The 19,788-nt window shown below is 55.5% G+C and carries 16 protein-coding genes, 1 tRNA gene and 1 pseudogene; 11 read left to right on the top strand and 7 right to left on the bottom strand.

All coding sequences use genetic code 11. The annotated features are described in order from the left end of the window. Positions 1–78 precede the first annotated feature (78 nt). From thrS to ALQ04_RS19110, 9 genes are all read left to right on the top strand, one after another. The gene (thrS, locus tag ALQ04_RS19150) at positions 79–2,001 is read left to right on the top strand and encodes a threonine--tRNA ligase (RefSeq protein ID WP_122317310.1); all 1,923 of its coding nucleotides are present in this window, start codon (positions 79–81) and stop codon (positions 1,999–2,001) included. Further along, on the top strand, positions 2,001–2,552 hold the full coding sequence (infC, locus tag ALQ04_RS19145; protein WP_170929410.1) for a translation initiation factor IF-3: 552 nt from the start codon (positions 2,001–2,003) through the stop codon (positions 2,550–2,552). The genes thrS and infC overlap by 1 nt, the downstream gene beginning before the upstream one ends. A 60-nt stretch (positions 2,553–2,612) precedes the next feature. Further along, positions 2,613–2,807, top strand: a complete 195-nt coding sequence (gene rpmI, locus ALQ04_RS19140; RefSeq protein WP_002553160.1) for a 50S ribosomal protein L35 — start codon at positions 2,613–2,615, stop codon at positions 2,805–2,807. A 28-nt stretch (positions 2,808–2,835) separates the two neighbouring features. After that, complete coding sequence (rplT, locus tag ALQ04_RS19135) at positions 2,836–3,192, top strand: 50S ribosomal protein L20 (protein ID WP_016963673.1); 357 nt, start codon at positions 2,836–2,838, stop codon at positions 3,190–3,192. 103 nt (positions 3,193–3,295) lie between these two features. Continuing rightward, entirely contained in the window at positions 3,296–4,312 is a 1,017-nt protein-coding gene (pheS, locus tag ALQ04_RS19130) for a phenylalanine--tRNA ligase subunit alpha (RefSeq protein ID WP_024685429.1), read from the top strand. A gap of 37 nt (positions 4,313–4,349) precedes the next feature. Then, the gene (pheT, locus tag ALQ04_RS19125) at positions 4,350–6,728 is read left to right on the top strand and encodes a phenylalanine--tRNA ligase subunit beta (protein ID WP_122317309.1); all 2,379 of its coding nucleotides are present in this window, start codon (positions 4,350–4,352) and stop codon (positions 6,726–6,728) included. 5 nt (positions 6,729–6,733) lie between these two features. Next, on the top strand, positions 6,734–7,036 hold the full coding sequence (gene ihfA, locus ALQ04_RS19120; RefSeq protein ID WP_002553164.1) for an integration host factor subunit alpha: 303 nt from the start codon (positions 6,734–6,736) through the stop codon (positions 7,034–7,036). Next, positions 7,017–7,373: a MerR family transcriptional regulator gene (locus tag ALQ04_RS19115; RefSeq protein ID WP_122317308.1), complete on the top strand. Its 357-nt coding sequence runs from the start codon at positions 7,017–7,019 to the stop codon at positions 7,371–7,373. The genes ihfA and ALQ04_RS19115 overlap by 20 nt, the downstream gene beginning before the upstream one ends. Before the next feature lie 88 nt (positions 7,374–7,461). Beyond that, a tRNA-Pro gene (locus ALQ04_RS19110) sits at positions 7,462–7,538 on the top strand. Positions 7,539–7,794: 256 nt separating this feature from the next. On the opposite strand, the gene ALQ04_RS19105 is transcribed toward ALQ04_RS19110, so the two are convergent. Then, positions 7,795–8,700, bottom strand: coding sequence for a hypothetical protein (locus ALQ04_RS19105; protein WP_122317307.1), 906 nt, complete (start codon positions 8,698–8,700; stop codon positions 7,795–7,797). Between the two features lie 351 nt (positions 8,701–9,051). Here ALQ04_RS19105 and ALQ04_RS19100 point away from each other — a divergent pair, with 351 nt between their 5' ends. Further along, positions 9,052–9,258 carry a hypothetical protein gene (locus ALQ04_RS19100; RefSeq protein WP_122317306.1) on the top strand — a complete coding sequence of 69 codons (207 nt, stop codon included), beginning with the start codon at positions 9,052–9,054 and terminating at the stop codon, positions 9,256–9,258. A 365-nt stretch (positions 9,259–9,623) separates the two neighbouring features. Here ALQ04_RS19100 and ALQ04_RS19090 read toward each other — a convergent pair whose 3' ends face one another. Both ALQ04_RS19090 and tmk read right to left on the bottom strand, forming a co-directional pair. Further along, positions 9,624–12,326, bottom strand: a complete 2,703-nt coding sequence (locus ALQ04_RS19090; RefSeq protein WP_122317305.1) for a tetratricopeptide repeat protein — start codon at positions 12,324–12,326, stop codon at positions 9,624–9,626. 47 nt (positions 12,327–12,373) lie between these two features. Then, a complete protein-coding gene (tmk, locus tag ALQ04_RS19085) occupies positions 12,374–13,006 on the bottom strand; it encodes a dTMP kinase (protein WP_122317304.1) in 633 nt (210 codons plus the stop codon). 39 nt (positions 13,007–13,045) lie between these two features. Here tmk and ALQ04_RS19080 point away from each other — a divergent pair, with 39 nt between their 5' ends. After that, positions 13,046–14,440 (top strand): radical SAM protein, encoded by a 1,395-nt coding sequence (locus ALQ04_RS19080; protein WP_122317303.1) that lies wholly within the window; start codon positions 13,046–13,048, stop codon positions 14,438–14,440. A 902-nt stretch (positions 14,441–15,342) separates the two neighbouring features. On the opposite strand, the gene ALQ04_RS19075 is transcribed toward ALQ04_RS19080, so the two are convergent. From ALQ04_RS19075 to ALQ04_RS27320, 4 genes and pseudogenes are all read right to left on the bottom strand, one after another. Continuing rightward, on the bottom strand, positions 15,343–17,343 hold the full coding sequence (locus tag ALQ04_RS19075) for a DUF3732 domain-containing protein (protein ID WP_111452658.1): 2,001 nt from the start codon (positions 17,341–17,343) through the stop codon (positions 15,343–15,345). After that, positions 17,340–17,801, bottom strand: coding sequence for a three component ABC system middle component (locus tag ALQ04_RS19070; RefSeq protein ID WP_111452659.1), 462 nt, complete (start codon positions 17,799–17,801; stop codon positions 17,340–17,342). Before ALQ04_RS19070 ends, ALQ04_RS19075 begins: the two co-directional genes overlap by 4 nt. Next, positions 17,798–19,015, bottom strand: coding sequence for a hypothetical protein (locus ALQ04_RS19065; protein WP_122317390.1), 1,218 nt, complete (start codon positions 19,013–19,015; stop codon positions 17,798–17,800). The genes ALQ04_RS19070 and ALQ04_RS19065 overlap by 4 nt, the downstream gene beginning before the upstream one ends. Positions 19,016–19,539: 524 nt before the next feature. Beyond that, positions 19,540–19,788 (bottom strand): annotated as a pseudogene (locus ALQ04_RS27320) (integrase arm-type DNA-binding domain-containing protein); the annotation flags it as partial.

Genomic DNA, 19,788 nt, shown 5'->3' with positions numbered 1-19,788 from the left:
CATACCACCGGATCACGTACTGGCTCATCCCAACCCACGTGACCTTTGGTAGGGGTCACCACTAGGAGAGGAGGCGCCATGCCCACCATTACTCTTCCCGACGGCAGTCAACGTTCATTCGATCATCCGGTTTCCGTAGCCGATGTCGCGCTTTCCATCGGTGCAGGTCTGGCCAAGGCCACCGTAGCCGGCAAGGTCGACGGCAAGCTGGTCGACGCCTGTGACCTCATCGAAGGCGATGCCAGCCTGCAGATCATCACCCCCAAGGATCAGGAAGGACTGGAAATCATCCGTCACTCCTGCGCTCACCTGGTAGGGCATGCCGTCAAGCAACTGTATCCGACTGCGAAGATGGTTATCGGTCCGGTGATCGATGATGGCTTCTATTACGATATCGCCTATGAGCGTCCGTTTACGCCCGACGACATGGCCGCGATCGAGCAGCGCATGCAGCAGCTCATCGAAAAAGACTACGATGTCATCAAGAAGGTGACGCCGCGTGCGCAAGTGATCGAAGTGTTCACTGAGCGCCAGGAAGACTACAAGCTGCGTCTGGTCGAAGACATGCCTGACCAGCAGGCCATGGGCCTGTACTACCACGAAGAATACGTCGACATGTGCCGTGGTCCGCACGTGCCCAATACCCGTTTCCTCAAGTCGTTCAAGCTGACCAAGCTGTCCGGTGCCTACTGGCGCGGCGATGCCAAGAACGAGCAGTTGCAGCGTGTCTATGGCACTGCCTGGGCTGACAAGAAGCAACTGGCTGCCTATATCCAGCGCATCGAAGAAGCTGAAAAGCGTGACCATCGCAAGATCGGCAAGCGCCTCGGTTTGTTCCACACCCAGGAAGAAGCGCCGGGCATGGTGTTCTGGCATCCGCAGGGCTGGACCCTGTATCAGGTGCTTGAGCAGTACATGCGTAAAGTGCAGCGCGAGAACGGCTATCTGGAGATCAAGACTCCACAGGTGGTCGATCGCTCGCTCTGGGAGAAATCCGGGCACTGGGCCAACTACGCCGACAACATGTTCACCACCGAGTCCGAGAGCCGCGACTACGCGATCAAGCCGATGAACTGCCCATGCCACGTGCAGGTGTTCAATCAGGGTCTGAAGAGCTACCGCGAGTTGCCGATGCGTCTGGCCGAATTCGGTGCCTGCCACCGTAACGAGCCGTCGGGTGCATTGCACGGCATCATGCGCGTGCGTGGCTTCACTCAGGACGACGCGCACATCTTCTGTACCGAAGAGCAGATGCAGTCGGAGTCGGCGGCTTTCATCAAGCTGACCCTGGACGTGTATGCCGATTTCGGCTTCAAGGATATCGAGCTCAAACTGTCGACCCGTCCTGAAAAGCGTGTAGGTTCCGACGAATTGTGGGATCGTGCCGAGTCTGCACTGGCTGCCGCTCTGGACAGCGCTGGCCTGCCTTACGATCTGCAACCGGGCGAGGGCGCGTTCTACGGGCCGAAAATCGAGTTTTCCCTGAAGGATTGTCTCGGTCGCGTCTGGCAATGCGGTACTCTGCAGCTCGATTTCAACCTGCCGATCCGTCTGAGCGCCGAATATGTTTCGGAAGACAACGGTCGCAAGCATCCGGTCATGCTGCACCGTGCGATCCTCGGTTCCTTCGAGCGTTTCATCGGTATCCTGATCGAGCATTACGAGGGCGCTTTCCCGGCCTGGCTTGCTCCGACGCAGGCAGTGATCATGAATATCACTGATAAACAGGCAGATTTTGCTCTCGAAGTCGAAAAAAATCTGGCTCAAAGCGGATTTCGTGCCAAGTCCGACTTGAGAAATGAAAAGATCGGCTTTAAAATCCGCGAGCATACTTTGCTCAAGGTTCCTTATCTCCTCGTCATCGGAGATCGGGAAGTTGAAACGCAAACTGTCGCTGTGCGTACACGCGAAGGCGCTGACCTCGGTTCGATGCCGGTCGCCCAATTCGCTGAATTCCTCGCACAAGCGGTTTCCCGGCGTGGTCGCCAAGATTCGGAGTAATTATTATTAAGCGTGAAATGAGACAAGATAAACGAGCTGCACCCAAGGCCCCGATCAATGAGAATATCTCGGCCCGCGAGGTTCGGTTAATTGGCGCTGACGGCGAGCAGATTGGCATCGTCTCGATTGATGAAGCGCTTCGTATAGCCGAAGAGGCGAAGCTGGATCTGGTAGAGATTTCTGCCGACGCAGTACCTCCGGTCTGCCGTGTCATGGACTACGGCAAATCGATCTTCGAGAAGAAGAAGCAGATTGCTGCGGCGAAGAAAAACCAGAAGCAGATCCAGGTTAAAGAAATCAAGTTTCGTCCAGGGACGGAGGAAGGGGATTACCAGGTAAAACTACGCAACCTGGTACGTTTCCTGAGTGACGGGGACAGGGCCAAGGTATCGTTGAGATTCCGCGGTCGTGAGATGGCCCACCAGGAGCTGGGTATGGAATTGTTGAAGCGGGTTGAAGCTGACCTGCTCGAATACGGTTCCGTCGAACAGCATCCTAAGATGGAAGGACGCCAGCTGATCATGGTCATCGCCCCGAAAAAGAAGAAGTAACCACCAGGGCACGGCAGGCCTTGCGGTTATGTTTATCAACTGAATGCGGAGTATCCGAACATGCCAAAGATGAAGACTAAAAGTGGTGCAGCTAAGCGGTTTCTGAAAACTGCTAACGGCATCAAGCACAAACACGCTTTCAAGAGCCACATCCTGACCAAAATGTCGACCAAGCGTAAGCGTCAACTGCGCGGTAGCAGCTTGCTGCATCCGTCTGACGTGGCAAAAGTCGAGCGCATGCTGCGCCTTCGTTAATTTTGATCAAGAATAGAGGAAGTAACTCATGGCTCGTGTAAAGCGTGGCGTCATTGCCCGTAAGCGTCACAAAAAAATTCTGAAACTTGCTAAAGGCTACTACGGCGCGCGTTCACGCGTATTCCGTGTTGCCAAGCAAGCGGTAATCAAGGCAGGCCAATACGCCTACCGTGACCGTCGTCAGAAAAAACGTCAGTTCCGCGCTCTGTGGATCGCTCGTATCAACGCTGGTGCTCGTACCAACGGTCTGTCTTACAGCCGTTTGATCGCTGGCCTGAAAAAGGCGTCCATCGAGATCGACCGTAAGGTTCTGGCTGATCTGGCAGTGAACGAAAAAGCGGCGTTTGCTGCGATTGTCGAGAAAGCTAAAGCCACTTTGGCCTAAGTCCCCGACAATCACCGGGCCCGGTTTCCGGGTTCGGTTTTGAACGTCATAAATAGGGGAAGAGCCTTTGGCTCTTCCCCTATTTCGTATCTGGAGTCTGTACATGGAAAACCTGGACGCGCTGGTCTCGCAAGCTCTTGAGGCTGTGCAAAGCGCCGAAGATATCAATGCCCTGGAGCAAATCCGGGTCCACTACCTCGGCAAGAAAGGCGAGTTGACTCAGGTGATGAAGACCCTGGGGAACCTGCCTGCAGAAGAGCGCCCGCAAGTCGGCGCACTGATCAACGTTGCCAAGGAACGTGTCACAGAAGTTCTCAATGCCCGCAAGGCGTCGTTTGAGCAGGCAGAACTGACTGCCAGGCTCGCGGCCGAGTGCATTGACGTGACCCTGCCGGGACGCGGCCAGACCTCTGGTGGCCTGCATCCGATCACCCGGACTCTGGAGCGTATCGAACAATTCTTCACTCACATTGGCTACGGCATTGCCGAAGGCCCTGAGGTCGAAGACGATTACCACAACTTTGAGGCGCTCAACATCCCTGGCCACCACCCGGCGCGGGCGATGCATGACACCTTCTATTTCAATGCGAACATGCTGCTGCGTACCCACACCTCGCCGGTGCAGGTGCGAACCATGGAATCGCAACAACCACCGATCCGGATCGTATGTCCAGGCCGTGTGTATCGCTGTGACTCGGATATCACCCACTCGCCGATGTTCCACCAGATCGAAGGCCTGCTGGTCGACCGCGATATCAACTTCGCCGATCTGAAGGGCACCATCGAAGAGTTCCTGCGTGTGTTCTTCGAGAAGGAGCTGGCGGTACGTTTCCGTCCGTCGTTCTTCCCGTTCACCGAGCCGTCCGCTGAAGTCGATATGGAATGCGTGATGTGCAGCGGTAAAGGCTGTCGCGTCTGCAAACAGACCGGCTGGCTGGAAGTCATGGGCTGCGGAATGGTCCACCCGAACGTATTGCGCATGTCCGGCATCGACCCTGAAGAGTTCCAGGGCTTTGCTTTCGGCATGGGTGTCGAGCGTTTGGCAATGCTGCGTTACGGCGTCAATGACCTGCGCCTGTTCTTCGACAACGACCTGCGGTTCCTGGCGCAATTTCGCTAGAGCGCTGGTCCGTAACGAATCTATTTAGGAGAGCAGGATGAAATTCAGTGAACAATGGTTGCGCGGCTGGGTAAGCCCGCAAGTGTCCCGTGACGAGCTGGTTGCCCGTCTGTCGATGGCCGGTCTTGAGGTTGACAGCGTAACGCTGGCCGCCGGCGTCTTCACGGGGGTGGTAGTTGGTGAAGTACTGAGCACCGAGCAACATCCTGATGCTGACAAACTGCGCGTTTGTCAGGTCAGCAATGGTGCTGAAACACTGCAGGTCGTCTGTGGCGCGCCAAACGTGCGTCCTGGCCTGAAGATTCCTTTCGCAATGATCGGTGCCGAGCTGCCGGGCGACTTCAAGATCAAGAAGGCCAAGCTGCGCGGCGTCGAATCCAACGGCATGCTGTGTTCCGCTGCCGAGCTGCAATTGGGCGAAGGCAACGATGGCCTGATGGAACTGGCTGCCGATGCGCCTGTCGGCCAGGATATCCGCGTTTACCTTGAGCTGGACGATGCCAGCATCGAAGTCGACCTGACCCCGAACCGTGGCGACTGTCTGTCGCTTGCCGGTCTGGCTCGCGAAGTCGGCGCGCTGTATGACGCTCCGGTGACCCGTCCGCAGGTGGCTGCCGTTGCCGTCGTGCACGACGAAGTTCGTCCGGTCGAAGTTCTGGCGCCTGCTGCTTGCCCGCGTTACCTGGGGCGTGTGATTCGTAACGTCGACCTGTCGCGTCCTACACCCTTGTGGATGGTGGAGCGTCTGCGTCGTTCGGACGTGCGCAGCATCGATGCGGCCGTCGATATCACCAATTACGTCATGCTTGAGCTGGGTCAGCCGCTGCATGCATTCGATCTGGCCGAAATCAATGGCGGGATTCGCGTACGCATGGCCGAGGAGGGCGAGAAACTGGTCCTGCTCGATGGTCAGGAAGTCAGCCTGCGTGCCGACACTCTGGTCATTGCCGACCACCAGCGCGCCCTGGCCATTGCTGGCGTGATGGGTGGCGAGCACAGCGGTGTCACCACCAAGACCCGCGATATCTTTCTGGAAAGCGCCTTCTTCGACACCATCTCGGTAGCTGGCAAGGCTCGTTCCTACGGCCTGCACACCGATGCTTCGCATCGTTACGAGCGTGGCGTGGACTGGCAACTGGCGCGCGAAGCCATGGAACGTGCGACCGGCCTGCTGCTGGACATTACCGGTGGTGAAGCGGGTCCGGTCATCGAAGCTGTCAGCGAACAGCATCTGCCGTCGATTGCCACCGTCACCTTGCGTGCAAGCCGTGTCGAGCAAATGCTCGGTCTGGTGATCGAAAACGCTGAAATCGAACGCCTGCTCACGGCGCTGGGCTTGAAGCTGAGCAGCGAAGCTGTTGGTCAGTGGACTGTCGAAGTGCCAAGTCATCGTTTCGACATCAGCCTGGAAGTCGATCTGATCGAAGAACTGGCGCGCCTTTATGGCTACAACCATCTGCCGGTTCGTTACCCGCAAGCCCGTCTGGCGCCACAAGCCAAGGCCGAAGCGCGTGGCGATCTGCCAGAGCTGCGTCGTCTGCTGGTTGCGCGTGGCTATCAGGAAGCGATCACGTACAGCTTCATCGATCCCAAGGTTTTCGAGCTGTTCAGCCCGGGCGTAGAGCCGCTGCTGCTGGCCAACCCGATCTCCAACGACATGGCGGCCATGCGCTCTTCGCTATGGCCGGGCCTGGTCAAGGCCTTGCAGCACAACCTCAATCGCCAGCAGGATCGCGTCCGCATGTTTGAAAGCGGCCTGCGTTTCGTTGGTCAGCTTGATGGTCTGAAGCAAGAGCCGATGCTGGCCGGTGTGGTATGTGGCAGCCGTCTGCCTGAAGGCTGGGCACAAGGCCGCGATGCGGTCGACTTCTTCGACGTGAAAGCGGACGTTGAGTCGGTGCTGGGTTTTGCTGGCGCATTGGGCGAGTTCACCTTCTCGGCGGGCCAACACCCGGCCCTGCATCCTGGCCAGACTGCCCGGATCGAGCGCGATGGTCGTGAAGTCGGCTTCCTGGGCGCGATTCACCCTGAGCTGGCAAAAACGCTGGGGCTTGATCGTCCGGTGTTTGTGTTCGAGCTGGTCCTGGCTGAAGTGGCTAAAGGCCGTCTGCCGAAATTCCATGAGCTTTCGCGCTTCCCGGAAGTGCGTCGCGACCTGGCTTTGCTGGCTGATCGGGACGTCAATGCCAGTGCGGTTCTTGAGGTTATTCGTGAAAATGCAGGCGAATGGCTCACGGACCTCAGGCTATTTGACGTTTATCAGGGTAAAGGCATTGATCCGCATAGAAAAAGCCTTGCAGTTGGCTTGACCTGGCAGCATCCATCGCGCACTCTTAACGACGATGAGGTAAACGCAACGACACTTGCTATCCTCAATTCACTTGAGGAAAGGTTAAACGTCACGTTAAGGAAGTAGCGTATATGGGGGCTCTGACGAAAGCTGAGATGGCCGAACGTCTGTACGAAGAGCTGGGCCTGAATAAACGAGAAGCCAAGGAATTGGTGGAGCTGTTCTTTGAGGAAATCAGGCACGCTCTGGAAGACAACGAACAGGTGAAATTGTCCGGATTCGGCAATTTCGACCTGCGCGACAAACGCCAGCGGCCTGGTAGAAATCCAAAGACCGGCGAGGAGATTCCGATCACTGCTCGCCGTGTGGTCACCTTTCGTCCAGGGCAGAAGTTGAAGGCCCGAGTTGAGGCTTATGCTGGAACCAAGTCATAACGACGAGCTACCGCCTATCCCGGGCAAACGCTACTTCACCATTGGTGAAGTCAGCGAGCTCTGCGCGGTCAAACCGCACGTTCTGCGCTATTGGGAGCAGGAGTTTCCTCAACTCAACCCCGTCAAGCGACGCGGAAACCGCCGGTATTATCAGCGCCAGGACGTGCTGATGATCCGCCAGATCCGCGCCTTGCTCTACGACCAGGGCTTCACCATCGGTGGAGCCCGGTTGCGTCTTTCCAGCGGAGAGGTGAAGGACGATACCCAGCACAACAAGCAGATGATCCGGCAGATGATTGCCGAACTGGAAGACGTACTTGTGATCCTTCGTGCTTAAACGAAGAGGCAAGATACTTCCATAATTCAAAAGCTTAGGGTATATTCCTCATCGCTTTCGCAAGTTGCGAAACAGTTTCACGCCTAGTCGGGGCGTAGCGCAGTCCGGTAGCGCACTAGCATGGGGTGCTAGGGGTCGAGTGTTCGAATCACTCCGTCCCGACCATATAATTCAAAGGGTTGCGAGATTTTATCTCGCGACCCTTTTTTATTTTTGGTCGTTTTTACCCCCACAAAACCACCGGCTCTGGGTGGAATCCTCACGGCTTCCGCGTGGGCGGACGCAGGCTTTGGCGCTCACTCGTGGTCTCTTTACCAATGTTGTTTGGTCTTTCTCTTCAGGTCCTGACGTTTTTGAGTGTTTAAGACTATTTTCCTGCTTATTGAGAACTACATACAGGTCAACCATCAGCTTGTTTATCTCAGGTCGCTCGGGTCATCCTGCGTACCCGGTAGTTAGGCTTGGGCGGCACTGGGATCGTATAGCCGTCGGGGACTAGACTGCGTAGGTCATAGCCCATCATGAACAATCCAGCTTCAAAGGCGTGGCAGCGGTCTACCAGATGAGGCTGCTTGGCGAATAGTTCGGACCCTTCTAGTACCGCGCGGATGATCCAACCTAATTGGAGCTGGCGCCGTGCCCAAAGGTGGCGACTGGTGGTGGAGAGTTGCGGTGTACCGTTGTAGCCAAGCTTTAAGTGTTTTGGGTTTCGAATCTGGTCGCCGATCCCTGGCCCCCAGGCGAAGTCCAGTGTCTGCGGCGCAGTGGTGCCGGTGCCTTGGCGGTACAGGTGGTAGAGCAGCGCGATGGCGGCACCGACCCGGCCGTCATAGATGGGAGAGCCAGTGGTGTCGAGCAGGGCATGGATCTTAGTCATGCCCGAGTCGAATCTTAGGATGTTCTGCTTGGTGAGGTGGTTGAGCTGCTGCTTGCGATCCAGCGCGAGAAGCGCCTGGCACTGCTTTAGGTAATTCACCAAGTTCTTATCGTGCATTTGCTCCTTGAGGAATCCGACGGCGCCATCGACATTTCCCCACGCTAGGATTGCTTCGCAGGCTCCATGCGTGGCGAACTCATCGCGGGCGCGAACCGCCAGGCGCAAGCGAATGCGCAGCCGGCGCAGCTCCGCCTTGACCGTCTCCCAGTTCCCGCCCCACTGGTATTCCGCCTGAACCGCTTCGATTCCTTGAACCTTGCAGTCGATCGCTTTGCGCACAAACCTGCTGCGCGCGACCTTCAGATGCACCGGCAGAGTGGGGAGGTTTTCGATTAGCCACTCGATGAGGCCGAGCACGTCCGGCTGTTCCAGAAACTGCTTGCGATTCATTCCATGGTTCCTAGTCGCGTCGTGATGAGTATGAAGTTCTAAGGTAGCGCACGACGGGGAGTGTTTGAGCGCCTGTGTTTCGATCCACAGTGGATTTTCACTATTGACTACACTCGACGAGCGGGTATTCGCTTTGGCTAATCCTAAAGGTCACTAGAGCTGGCATTTGGGCGACAGAGCATCTGAATGGACTTTTTTTGAGGTCGGAATCAAATTCAAGGCAAAGAGATGTCTACGTAGCCCGGGGGGGTACGGTAGGCGCGAATGGGTTACAACAGACTATCAATGCCCGGTGTCCTCGAAGCCGCAAATGTGGCTACACTGGGCCATCACGATCTAGGAGCCATATCCATGAAAACATGTACCGTCTTTGGAGATATGCAGTCCGATCGTGCTGCCGAACAATACCCGACCGTGACCCTGTGTAATGATTGCGTCGAACAGGACTCCTTGGCCAAGGAGGATGGTCAAATTGTCAGCCAAGGAGGCTACGACGAATCCTTCGGCGACAGCTGTGAGTGGTGCGGAACCACAGCCGAGGAAGAGGCAGCAATGTAAGGTGCCTCGGACCTAGGCCTCTATCACAGAGCCCCGCCTAAACAAGCCACCAAAGAGGGCGGCTTTTCTGTCTATGCTGGCTCAGTTTCCATTGCCGTCATGCACCTCGAACGGGGTAAAGCAGATTACTGCTCGGCCCAGCCATTCATTGATCTGCAGCAGCCTCGCCTGCCTTGGCCCAAGCTAATAATTTATAGTCAATGCCTGAGTCACGTCACGTCATGCCCGTCTGCGTTCTGCGGCACCACGCCCATCAACTCTGGCGGTATGCGCAGCATGGTCGCTCGTTTTATCATCCAGTTCGGAGTTACCTATTCCCTGAACTGAGTTCAACCCTGGTTACACAAAGCTCGGGCACGCTAAGGTCAGAACGCGGAAAACTGATCGAGAAGGCCCGGGTTGGTTGTGTATCGATGGCCCTCGGCGATATCTCCGGCTGGATCCTGTTTTAGCTTGATCTTCACCTTGACGCGCTGCAGAAGGAAGCTGCTGCGGTATTTTTTGTTCACGCCGATCGCCCCCGCAATGGACTCATTAATGAGAGCAAGAGCTTCCTCGAGCTTATCCAGTTCGAGTTTCACCTGTGACAGATTATGAGCCAACCAGATCCGGCCGCTCTTGTCTTTGATCGTCTCGAGGATAGTCTCCGCCTCCGCGTAGCGACCAAGTTTGTAAAGCGTCTCGCCCCATTTGCGCTTCTGATAGGGGGCCGGCGCTTTCAGCGTCTCAAAAGCTTCTAGAGCACGGTTCAGGTAAACGGGTTTGTCGTCGGCGCCCGCTGCGAGCAACATGATCTCCGCATAGGAACCGCGGCTCTGGTCATCGTCCAGCATCAATGGTGTTGGTTCGGGCAGGCGCGCCAGTACGCTTTCGACCCGCTCCGGTGCGTGCCAGACCATCGCACGGACGAAGCTCGCGACAGAGTGATAGCCTTGCGGTATACCGATGGCTGCACTGTACAGCGCTTCCGAAAGAAACAGCTCTTCATGCTGTTCGATGAGTTCGCCCGCCCAGGATTGACGCGCACCATTGAGCGCGTCACCTAGTGCCATCAGCAGTGAGGGAGACACGCTGCCGGTGTCCAGCTTCTCAGCGATGATCTCTGACGCATATTGCTTAGCCGTCTCATAGCTTTGATCCCTGAAACCGGCAAACCTTATCAGTTGAAGTTTGGCGTCATTCAGCGAATGGCTGGCTACTACCTCCTCGAACAAGCGTTCGGCTTCAGCATGTTTCCCCAAGCCGCGTAGAGTCTTTGCATGGTGGTGTTTGATTTCAGCGGCTTGACGAGCACCAAGGTCTGCCATGGTTGCAAGGTCGCCATAGGCTTGCACGACCGTTCCTAACCATTTGACGGCAGCCGCGTTCCCTGTCGTTTGACGCAGATAGCGTTCCGTTGCTTCGATCGACTCGAGGACTACCAGGATGGCTACGTCGTTGTTGGTCGCGCCCAACGACTTCAGCCGCTGTGCCTCTTCTACTGGGTTGGGCAGCAAATGGATCTTAATGGCGCTACCCATCCAGACCATCGACAAGGCGTATAGGAAAGCCGGCCGTCGATCACCATTCTCGACATTGCTGGCGATCTTGCCCTTCAACTGCGATGCGATCAGTTGTAGGCCATGTCCGTCCTCACTGATCTGCCTGAGAATGAACGCCTCGAGCTTAGCGTCGATTTGTCGTGACTTCTCGTCGGTTAGCCAATTCAACGAGTTCAGGGCCGTAAAGACGATATCGTGGATGCGGATCGACGCTTCGCTCTCGGGCGCGGTAAGTCCATGACGTTCGAATGATCTCAAGCGCAACGTTCCGACAACGTACTTGAAGAACGCGCGATCGCAGTGACTCTGGCCTGCCCACTGGAACAGGCACAGCTCCTCCCCTAACGCCGGTTTCAGCCGTCCGAGAATACGGTCAGCGAGCCGTGCGCCGTCAATTTGAAGATTAGCGACATTAGCGCAGTCCTCGGCTAGTTCGTTCCACGACACGCCCTCGTGCGCAGCGGCATTAAGCATCACCAAGCTCAGAGGGTGACCGCCGACTGCGCCCCAGATCGTCTGGAACTCCTCCATAGATGGCTGGGTATCAAGCCCCTTACCAAGCAATTCGCGAGCCTGTAGCTCTTTCATGGTAGGCATAGCGAACGCTCCAGGTGACGGGTTTTGCCGGGTGATCAGAATCCGAGAGTTCGGTCCACATAATGCGGCTAACTGTTCGACCACGAGGCTCGGGTTTGCATCGTCTACGACTAGGAATGTGCGGTTCCAGCGCAGCAGCGCACTGACGTTACGCTCGGCACCGCCGCGCTGGACCGGAACCGACGAGAGCCGTTCGACACTGTCGATGTCGCGACCGCTGACCCAGAACCTGTACTCGAAACGGCGTTCGCTACGCAGTAGGCAGGCGGCTGCGGCTTGTGACTTGCCAATGCCGCCAATGCCGCCGATCTCGACACACGGGGCTGTTTCTAGGAGCCTGTCCAGTTCTGCGTCAATCGCTTCATTCTTAACATAAAGCGTGCTCAGCGGCGGGGCGTTCAATGATGCGGGGTGGTCATCGCGGATCTCGGCCAGGACGGGTAGATGTTGGGCCAGGTCGTCGATCGCGTCGTCCCGTAGCATCAGCGTGTCAATGATGGCCTCGGCGATAGCGCGGCTGTCCATCAGGTGTAGGCGTCGCCCGACCATGCGATCCTGCTGGAGGGCCGCATTTACCATCGCTTCGATTACGCCAGTTTCTGCGCGCTGCGAACTCAGTAGATAGATGTCTTGGGCCAATGGTGCCAGCGCGAGAGTGTGGTCGAGATCGCTCCAAGGCTTTTTCATTGCGCCCGAAAAATAACCCTTCACGATCGACGCCTCGACGACGATCCGGCCATCTTCGGAAACGGCATCCAGCGCTCCCCCGACGGGGCTGCCACCTACTGACGAACCGCGCTGCACCAACCTGACATCGTTCATTCGCTCAATCAGGATGACCCCAAAACGCTCGAAGATAGAGCCAGGTGCTAAGATGCCAAGCGAGTCAATCACACGCTGGATAAGCAGATTTCGGGTCTGCGGATTCATGAGGTGTTCCGGGTATTAGTAGATCTGAGGCGACGTGCCACGGCCGTTTAGTGCGTTGCCGGAGAGTCTCGCAGCAAAGGTTCGACCAATTGCCAGATATCGCGTGCAACCGCACTTGGCGACTGGTCCGCGTCAATTAGATGACAGCGTCTCGGGTTCTCAAGTGCCACCGTTAGTAGCGCGTCTTGGATGGCCGCGAAATCCCGCGTCGCTTCCGCCGGGTCGGCAACGCCGTCGTGACGCTGGCCCCGCCGATTCCTTGCGACCTCGATCGGAAGGTCGAGGATGATCGTCAGATCGGGGAGTGTGGATCCCACGACTATGTCGCGGGTCGACCGGAACAACTGGTGCAGGTCGACATCGGATACCGCAACCTGAAACGCGTAAGTCGAATCGATGAAGCGATCGGAGATGACCCACTGGCCATTCGCTAATGCTGGCCGGATAATACTCTGTACGTGATCAAATCGAGCAGCGCTCACCAGCAAGAGCTGCTCTGCGGGATCGAGTCGGCGGTCGGGTCGTGTCAGGATCGCCCGCACTTCCGCACCCAGTTGTCCACCATCCGGTTCCTTTGTCTGTAGCACCGATTGACCGGCGCTTCTCAGATGCTCAACAAGTAGCTTAACCTGCTCGGTCTTTCCGCTGCCGTCGATGCCCTCGATACTTATAAATGGCATATGCGTCCTTTCTGCTCAAACACAAGGAAGTGGTACTTAATGAAGCGTTCGAATACGGTTGCATTCGTATCTGCTGGTATGTTATCGCCGAAGAAGCGCGATCATATGCTTGCGCGCCGGCAGCTATATCTCAACTACGGTGCATTATCGCTGGCAACGATCCTGGATGCCATGGGGACCGAGACCCTGCTGTTGCATGGCGAGCACAGCGAACCCGCCGAGGTGCTTGGCGTGCTGCTCGAAAAAGGCGTATTTCCGTCTCGGTTGCCAATAATGCTATCCATCCCCAGTTTCTATGCTCTTCCTTGGGCGCAGACTTTTTGCCGGCTGGTGCGTAGCATTGATCCAGACGCCAAAATCATTGTTGGGGGACGTTGGGTAGTTGGGCCGGATCCTGACTGGTTGCATGCGAAAATGCCCGAAGCGAACCTGCTCGTCCCAGGGCTGGCAGAACCGCTTATAGCAAGCCTCCTCACGAGCTCGCCGGACTTGCGCCGCCTGCCTGCGCCAACACCAGATTTCGTCCTGAAGCATCCCTTGATATCAGGTTTCGAGCGCTATCAACCGAGTATCGAGGCATCGCGCGGGTGCGGAATGGGCTGCGCCTTCTGCGAGGAGCGAGATATCCGGCTTGAGAAACTACGTGCGCCGGAGCAGATTGCCAGTGCATTTGCAGCGGTCGCTAGCCAGTATGGTGACAGCAAGATCCGACCCTATTTCCAGTCATCGATGTTCGCGCCTAATGAGAAATGGGGAACAGGCCTAGCGAATGCCTTTCGGGCAGCGGGCCTCAATGTCCAGTGGCGGACGGAAAGCCGCGTCGATGCGCTCACGCCTGAAACGATCGCCTGTCTCGCTGAGGCAGGCATGAAGGTACTCGATCTCGGGCTCGAAACAGCGTCGCCGACGCAAATCCTGAACATGCGCAAATCGCCCAATCCGGATCGCTACTTAGAGCGAGCGTCTACTTTGCTCAAGGCATGTAGCGATCACGGCATCGCCGCCAAGGTCAATGTCTTGCTTTATGCCGGGGAAACGACCAAGACTTTAGAAGAAACGCGTTCGTTTCTCGATGATCACAAGGGTTCGATTACCGGTGTCTCGGTTGGCCCGGTCGTGGCCTATGGCCCACCGAAAACTGCGGACATTCTTTTACGTGAATGGTCGAGGAGCGGTGCTGCGCCGGTCGACCCAAGGAGCGCGAACGACAGCGGGATATCAATGATTCATCTCAGCAATGATTTCGACGCAAAGTCGGCTGAGGCCGCAAGCTTGGAGTTGTCTAGGCGCTACATGGATGCAGACGCATATTTCTACCTGAAGAGCTTCTCTTATTACCCGCGCGACTATACGCGTGCGGACTTTGATCGTGATGTTGCGGCAAGCGATACATCGCAGTTGCCGTTTCGCGCCTTTCCACGTCTCCCGTCCTGACTGGAAGAAAATATCGATGGGTAGGCATCTGTATCGCTGAGCGAGAACAAACTGACCCTGCCTCGATTCCACGTACGGTAACAAGTTGGAAGCTTCAGATGTATAGGGAATCGAGATGAGAGATAGCAATGCACCCAAGCGGGAGTACGCGGACGGTTTTAGTGCGGAGGCGGCAGGCTGGCCAAATCAGTAGCATGCGGGTTTAGATGTTTCGCTCGCCGGATTCGATGGTATTAGCAGTCTTAGTAAACCATGGTTTTACAGAGCTAGCTGCTACCGCGGACGCGGCTTAGGCCGCAATTAGCCTGAAGCAGTGGGAGATCTATAAAGGGAACGATCAGCACCGTACGGATCGCCGTCGAAAGCACATTACCAATATTTGAAGCAGATATTTCGGTAATCGCCAGTAATTGTGCAGAGTAGGGGCGGGGTGATCAGCGCATCCAGCAGGGCACTTGTGATGATGACGGTAGTGCTGCCGCTGTTGGTCAATACGGCTGCGGGCACTATGGGCACCAAAGGTAAGTAGGTCGGGAATCTATCTGGATTCGACCCGCTGCGCGAATATCTCAAAAAACTGGATTTAGCCGGTCAACACATCTGAGGAGCAACGTAATGGAAAAGCGCGGTGGCCGGCACGTCGACGTGTGGGCTACCTGATTTTTTTTGTCCTATCCGGTCGCAAGCACGCCTGAGGCAAGTCGTTGAATGTTCTTTATTACATCAGGCGCCGCGTTTGGGCTTTGACGACAAGTTGTCAGCTCTGGTAACAGGCCGAGTATCGATGAGCGGGATGAGAGGAATTTCTTCCCTCCGGTCTCAGGCGTAATGATTGATGCACCAACTACTGTGGCCTGATCAGGAAACGGGGGAGTAAATCCCCCCCTTCAGGATGAAGACTACTAGTCGGCGATGAATCCCCGCGTTCTCCATGTAGCCCGGACATAGTCCGGAAACTTGTAACCTTCGCCTAGGGTCAGTCTATCTGCATGGTCCGAGACGATGATTTGCGGAGTTACGCCTGTCTTCTTGCCGGTTTCATCACAGAACTTGGCCAACTGAGTGAACATGTTGGTCACAGCACTCATGTCTGCGTCGACTGCGTCTTCACGCTTGGCCTGTTTTGAAAGCTCTTGAGCATCAAAATCCTCTGCGTCATCCAGTGAGGCAGGGAAGTACACCTGGGTGGGCTGATCAAGGAACAGTATCGGTGGGATCTTGCACCCTTTGTTCGACAGCGCCGCGAACTGGTAGTGCAGGGACATGAACAAGGCGAGGTGAGAGTACAACCAGTTCGCACCGCTGCCCATCGAGCGTAGGTAAACCCGAGTGTTCTGATTCTGCTGATACCAAAGGTCGAACGTTTCGACGTCAAAGCGCAGCTTCGAAGGCTTGTACGTTTCCTCGAAATCGAAGTGGTTGCCAAGCTCACACATCTTGGCGTCGATCTCATTGCTTAACGTTTTCAACCTGTCCTTGATGTCGTATTTCTCAAGTAGACCGGCCAGGCGATCAACCTCAGTGCGCAGTTTTTTTTCTTCAGTCGCCAGCTCCGACTCAGGTTTGTCCAACTGATCTTGAATGGCGATTTCAAGCCGAAGCTTGGCCTTGGTGGCCTGCTCATCGATCGATTTGGATGTCTTGAGCTTGGCAATTTCTTCATCGAGTGGCTGGATGTCGGCCTGGATACGACGCAGCTCTGCGTTCGCCTTATCGAGCGCGTCCTGAATGTTTCGGCGCTCTGCAGCGAAACTCTCCCGGGCATAGGCGGACAGCTTGAGCTCGTCATTCAACCACTCGATAGCACCTACGAGCTTGTTGGCTTCCATAGCGGGGGTGCTGGTGTGAGTCTCGCAAAGCGGGCAATGAGCTTCGGACAGCTCAATGGAGTCGGGCAGTGTCTCAGCGGTCATACTCAAGCTGAATTGTGTTGCAGAAGTCAGAGACTCAGTGACCAGCCTCATCTGTCCCTGCAGCTTGCGCTTTTCGATCAGCGCAGCAATTCGTTGAGAGTGAAGTTCAGCCCGACGCATTTCAACCTGATCTGAGAGCACGTCTATTTTGACGGAACGCCCGGAAATCATCTTCAGCATCGTCGCGGGTTTGCTGTAGATGTCCTCAGCCGTGGCATCAACTAGAGGAAGACCTGCCAGGGACTTGAATTCGGTCAGGTAACGGTTGTAACGAGCGATCGCAGCTTCTTTGCGCTGAGCTTGCTTGGGAATCTGCGCCTGGATTTTTTTGAGTTCGTGCTTGGCAACCTCATGATCCCGGTACAGATCGAAATAAGCTTCGTCCACAAGACCCATCAGAATTTTGAAGTGATTGATCGCCTGGTCACGTTTTTCCTTCTCATCGAAGCGGTAGAAAATCGCATGTTTGTTGGCCACTAGGTTTTGATGCTGGAGCATGAAGGAGGAAAAACTGCGTACCGATGGAGTGGCAGATTTGTTGCGGCCGGCCGCTTTCAGGTACGGGTCTTCGTCGATGTTTTCCAGAGTGATCGCAAAATAGCGCCCGAGGCTTTTCTTGAAGTCTGCCAGTGGCATGTAGTGCTTGGGATCGAAGAAGGCCTTGGGTTGCTCGATTAGTTGGAGCAATTGATCTGGGTCGGAGCCTTGCACCTCAAGCAAAAAGCAGCGGTCGGATTTTTTCTTGCGTGCGGCCACGATGAAGTAGCTGGGAAATTGCAACGCAATGAAAAATGTCTCTGCGCGCTCAGTGATCGTGCCCACCGGAATTGTGTCTTCGGTGCTGCCGAGGCAATAGTCGAATATTTCCAGGATCGCACTTTTTCCAGTGGATGACTTGCCAGTGATGACGTTGAGCCCAGGCTCCAGTCGCACCTTGTGAATTTTTTCTTGAGTGTCGACTACGCCGATGTACCGCAGAAAGCATTTCATAGAGACTTGAATCCTAACGTCCTGTAGATGGAAACGACGTCTGCCTCTGCGCAGACCATGGAAAGCCGGCGGGCGGCTTCAAGTTGTTTGGGGTTGGTATTGGACGCCCTGACGTCCCCGACCGACTTAACAGTTAGGTCGTCGGTGATCTCGATGCTTTGCTCTGCTTGAAGGACAAGTAGAGCTGCGTTGGTGAGGGATTTGAACTGCTGAGTGTTGTGGGTAAGCCCCACGAGCCGCGACTGCTCTTTGCAAAGCGTGCGCAGGTTGCTGGTCTTCCTCACGGCCAGCAGGTACGTCTGCATGGCCGGGTACAGCACCATGGGCAGCACCAGATAACTCAATAGCAGGTCACGTTCCCTAGGTTCGGAGTGGGCGAAGAAGTTGTGGATCACCGGTGCCAGTGCGATGGGGGAGCGCTGAAGCGTGAAAAGGTGTTCAATGGGTTTTGCATTCATTTCCATAACCTCCAGTGAAACTCCTTCGCTGAGCTTGCGGGCACCGCATCTGCGAGCATGTGGTAGATGCCATTGCGGAACTCAATGGGAGTGTCTTCGTAGTTTCGAAAGCCCACGACATCCAATTCACAGCGCGCGTAATAGAACTTGAGGGATTCCTGCTTCAGTTTCGAAACCGACCAGGTTTCGTCGCAACCGATCATCAGTTTTGCCCTGCTGGCACTATGGGTGCGCATATGGTTTTTGCTGTAGCTTTCCACGTCGCTCTGTGACGTGGTGCAGTCCTTGATCAGCTCGGCAATGTATTCGTGGGCATGAAGTAGATCGGCAGTTGCCTCAAGAATAAGCTCCTCCTCGCCGCCGATCTCATCTAGCTTTTGAGCGTAAATGCGGTCACGCACATTCATCTCAGCAGCTTCCCGCTCGATCTCCTCAGTGTTGACACTGGGAAACTTCACCGAGCCAATCAGGTAGCGGGCGGTGAGCTCTGTGAATTTGCTGTCGAATTCCGCGGTGGTGAACCGCCATCCTTCTGTGACCTTGACGGCGTTGGTCATGAAGCCAAAGAGGTCATTCAAGAAGTCGTCCATGCGATGTTCATGGATACTTTTAAGATGGGCCCTTTTGTACCTGGCGATCAAGCCAAGCAGGTCAGGTTGCTCGGTGATGATCTTGACCTTGGGCAGGGCCTCCATCAGCGATTCACGCATGGCTTTTGCCATCACCTTACGCTGTAGGGTCAGCGCCTTAGAAGGCCCAGGAGTTTTTCCTCCTGTACCACCTTCTTCGCTTTGGTCAGCAGTTGCCTCTTTTTCCTGCTTGGCCTTTTCGAAGCGAGCCTCGGCATCTTGTAGGATACTTTTCAGCGTAGCCAGACGCTGATCAGCATTCCACTGATTCCAATCTTTGATAGCTGCTCGCTCACCATAGGCTTGAGTCGTCAGCAGGATCAGGTTGGCGTATTGCTGATGATTGAAATCAGGCTTTAGCCAATTATTGAGAGTGTTCCAGAGGTTTTCATGGCTGTCGGTCAGGCTGTCGCTGTACTCCTTAACCTCAACCTGATCACGGCCTTCGACGGTGACATCGCCAAACACCTCGATCCAAAGGACATCGTCCTTATCAAGGGTATGGCAGTAGTCGATCGCTACGTGGATTTGGTACTTCAGGGCTTCGTAGAGCTTTGATGCGTCAAAATCGAGCTTCGCGTTCACAGCAACTCCAATCTTGGAAAACAAGATTGGCCAGTGAGTAGCTAACTTCGCCATCCTGGCCAGGAAAATCCACGGTACTGTATTGATATACAGGTTGAATGTATTCAGAGCGCAATCTTATCAACCCAAACTGGCTAAACGCCATCTGATTGAGTCATGCCGTTATTTTTTAGTCGAAAAGGTTAGAAAGACTTCTCGATCAATATGCCTCTGCGACCGTCAAATAACTTTTCCACCGCCATAGCAAGGTCAAGGAATGCAGAGCGGAGCACGTCTTTTCAGATCGGGTGTACTCGCCACGCAGCATCTTGCGTTACGCCGTTGAGCGGTAACTAGCGAGCCAGATTGTCATAATCAGATTGGTGTGGTTTCAGCGCGTCGGGCTCAGGCAATTGAAAGGGGGCTTCGATCGTACGCCGAGTTATTGGTGAGTTCGAATCAGTCCCAGTCTTGCCGGGGGGGGGGGCACGTCGAGAACATACAGCCTGAACACATGGTTTTGGCAACGATCGATGACGTCCAAGCTGACCCCCAGCTACGGCGTATGCCTGTGCCTTGGCGGTTTTCTTTTGCTCGTTGATATTGATCTGCTCATCGATGAGTGCTCGAGCCTGGTTGCGAGCGTTACGGATGTCTGTCAGGGATTTGCGCGGCCAGGACCCGCAGGCGTACTCTTTGTTCTGCTCGCCCCACCGATAGCGATAGAAAAGCTGACCAACACACCGTCCTTACGGACTGAAATTCGACCGGCGAGATTGTAGTGGTCAACTTTT

It is taken from the genome of Pseudomonas cichorii, from assembly GCF_003700275.1.
Taxonomy (GTDB): domain Bacteria; phylum Pseudomonadota; class Gammaproteobacteria; order Pseudomonadales; family Pseudomonadaceae; genus Aquipseudomonas; species Aquipseudomonas cichorii_B.
Note: the sequence above shows the minus strand (reverse complement) of the source record. Positions and strands in the feature narration are given on the sequence as shown.

What these genes read in the sequence shown, in the direction of transcription:
- thrS (WP_122317310.1), top strand. Translation starts at nt 79, where the DNA reads ATGCCCACCATTACTCTTCCCGACGGCAGTCAACGTTCATTCGATCAT.
- rpmI (WP_002553160.1), top strand. Translation starts at nt 2,613, where the DNA reads ATGCCAAAGATGAAGACTAAAAGTGGTGCAGCTAAGCGGTTTCTGAAA.
- rplT (WP_016963673.1), top strand. Translation starts at nt 2,836, where the DNA reads ATGGCTCGTGTAAAGCGTGGCGTCATTGCCCGTAAGCGTCACAAAAAA.
- pheS (WP_024685429.1), top strand. Translation starts at nt 3,296, where the DNA reads ATGGAAAACCTGGACGCGCTGGTCTCGCAAGCTCTTGAGGCTGTGCAA.
- pheT (WP_122317309.1), top strand. Translation starts at nt 4,350, where the DNA reads ATGAAATTCAGTGAACAATGGTTGCGCGGCTGGGTAAGCCCGCAAGTG.
- ihfA (WP_002553164.1), top strand. Translation starts at nt 6,734, where the DNA reads ATGGGGGCTCTGACGAAAGCTGAGATGGCCGAACGTCTGTACGAAGAG.
- ALQ04_RS19115 (WP_122317308.1), top strand. Translation starts at nt 7,017, where the DNA reads ATGCTGGAACCAAGTCATAACGACGAGCTACCGCCTATCCCGGGCAAA.
- ALQ04_RS19105 (WP_122317307.1), bottom strand. Translation starts at nt 8,700, where the DNA reads ATGAATCGCAAGCAGTTTCTGGAACAGCCGGACGTGCTCGGCCTCATC.
- ALQ04_RS19100 (WP_122317306.1), top strand. Translation starts at nt 9,052, where the DNA reads ATGAAAACATGTACCGTCTTTGGAGATATGCAGTCCGATCGTGCTGCC.
- ALQ04_RS19090 (WP_122317305.1), bottom strand. Translation starts at nt 12,326, where the DNA reads ATGAATCCGCAGACCCGAAATCTGCTTATCCAGCGTGTGATTGACTCG.
- tmk (WP_122317304.1), bottom strand. Translation starts at nt 13,006, where the DNA reads ATGCCATTTATAAGTATCGAGGGCATCGACGGCAGCGGAAAGACCGAG.
- ALQ04_RS19080 (WP_122317303.1), top strand. Translation starts at nt 13,046, where the DNA reads ATGAAGCGTTCGAATACGGTTGCATTCGTATCTGCTGGTATGTTATCG.
- ALQ04_RS19075 (WP_111452658.1), bottom strand. Translation starts at nt 17,343, where the DNA reads ATGAAATGCTTTCTGCGGTACATCGGCGTAGTCGACACTCAAGAAAAA.
- ALQ04_RS19070 (WP_111452659.1), bottom strand. Translation starts at nt 17,801, where the DNA reads ATGAATGCAAAACCCATTGAACACCTTTTCACGCTTCAGCGCTCCCCC.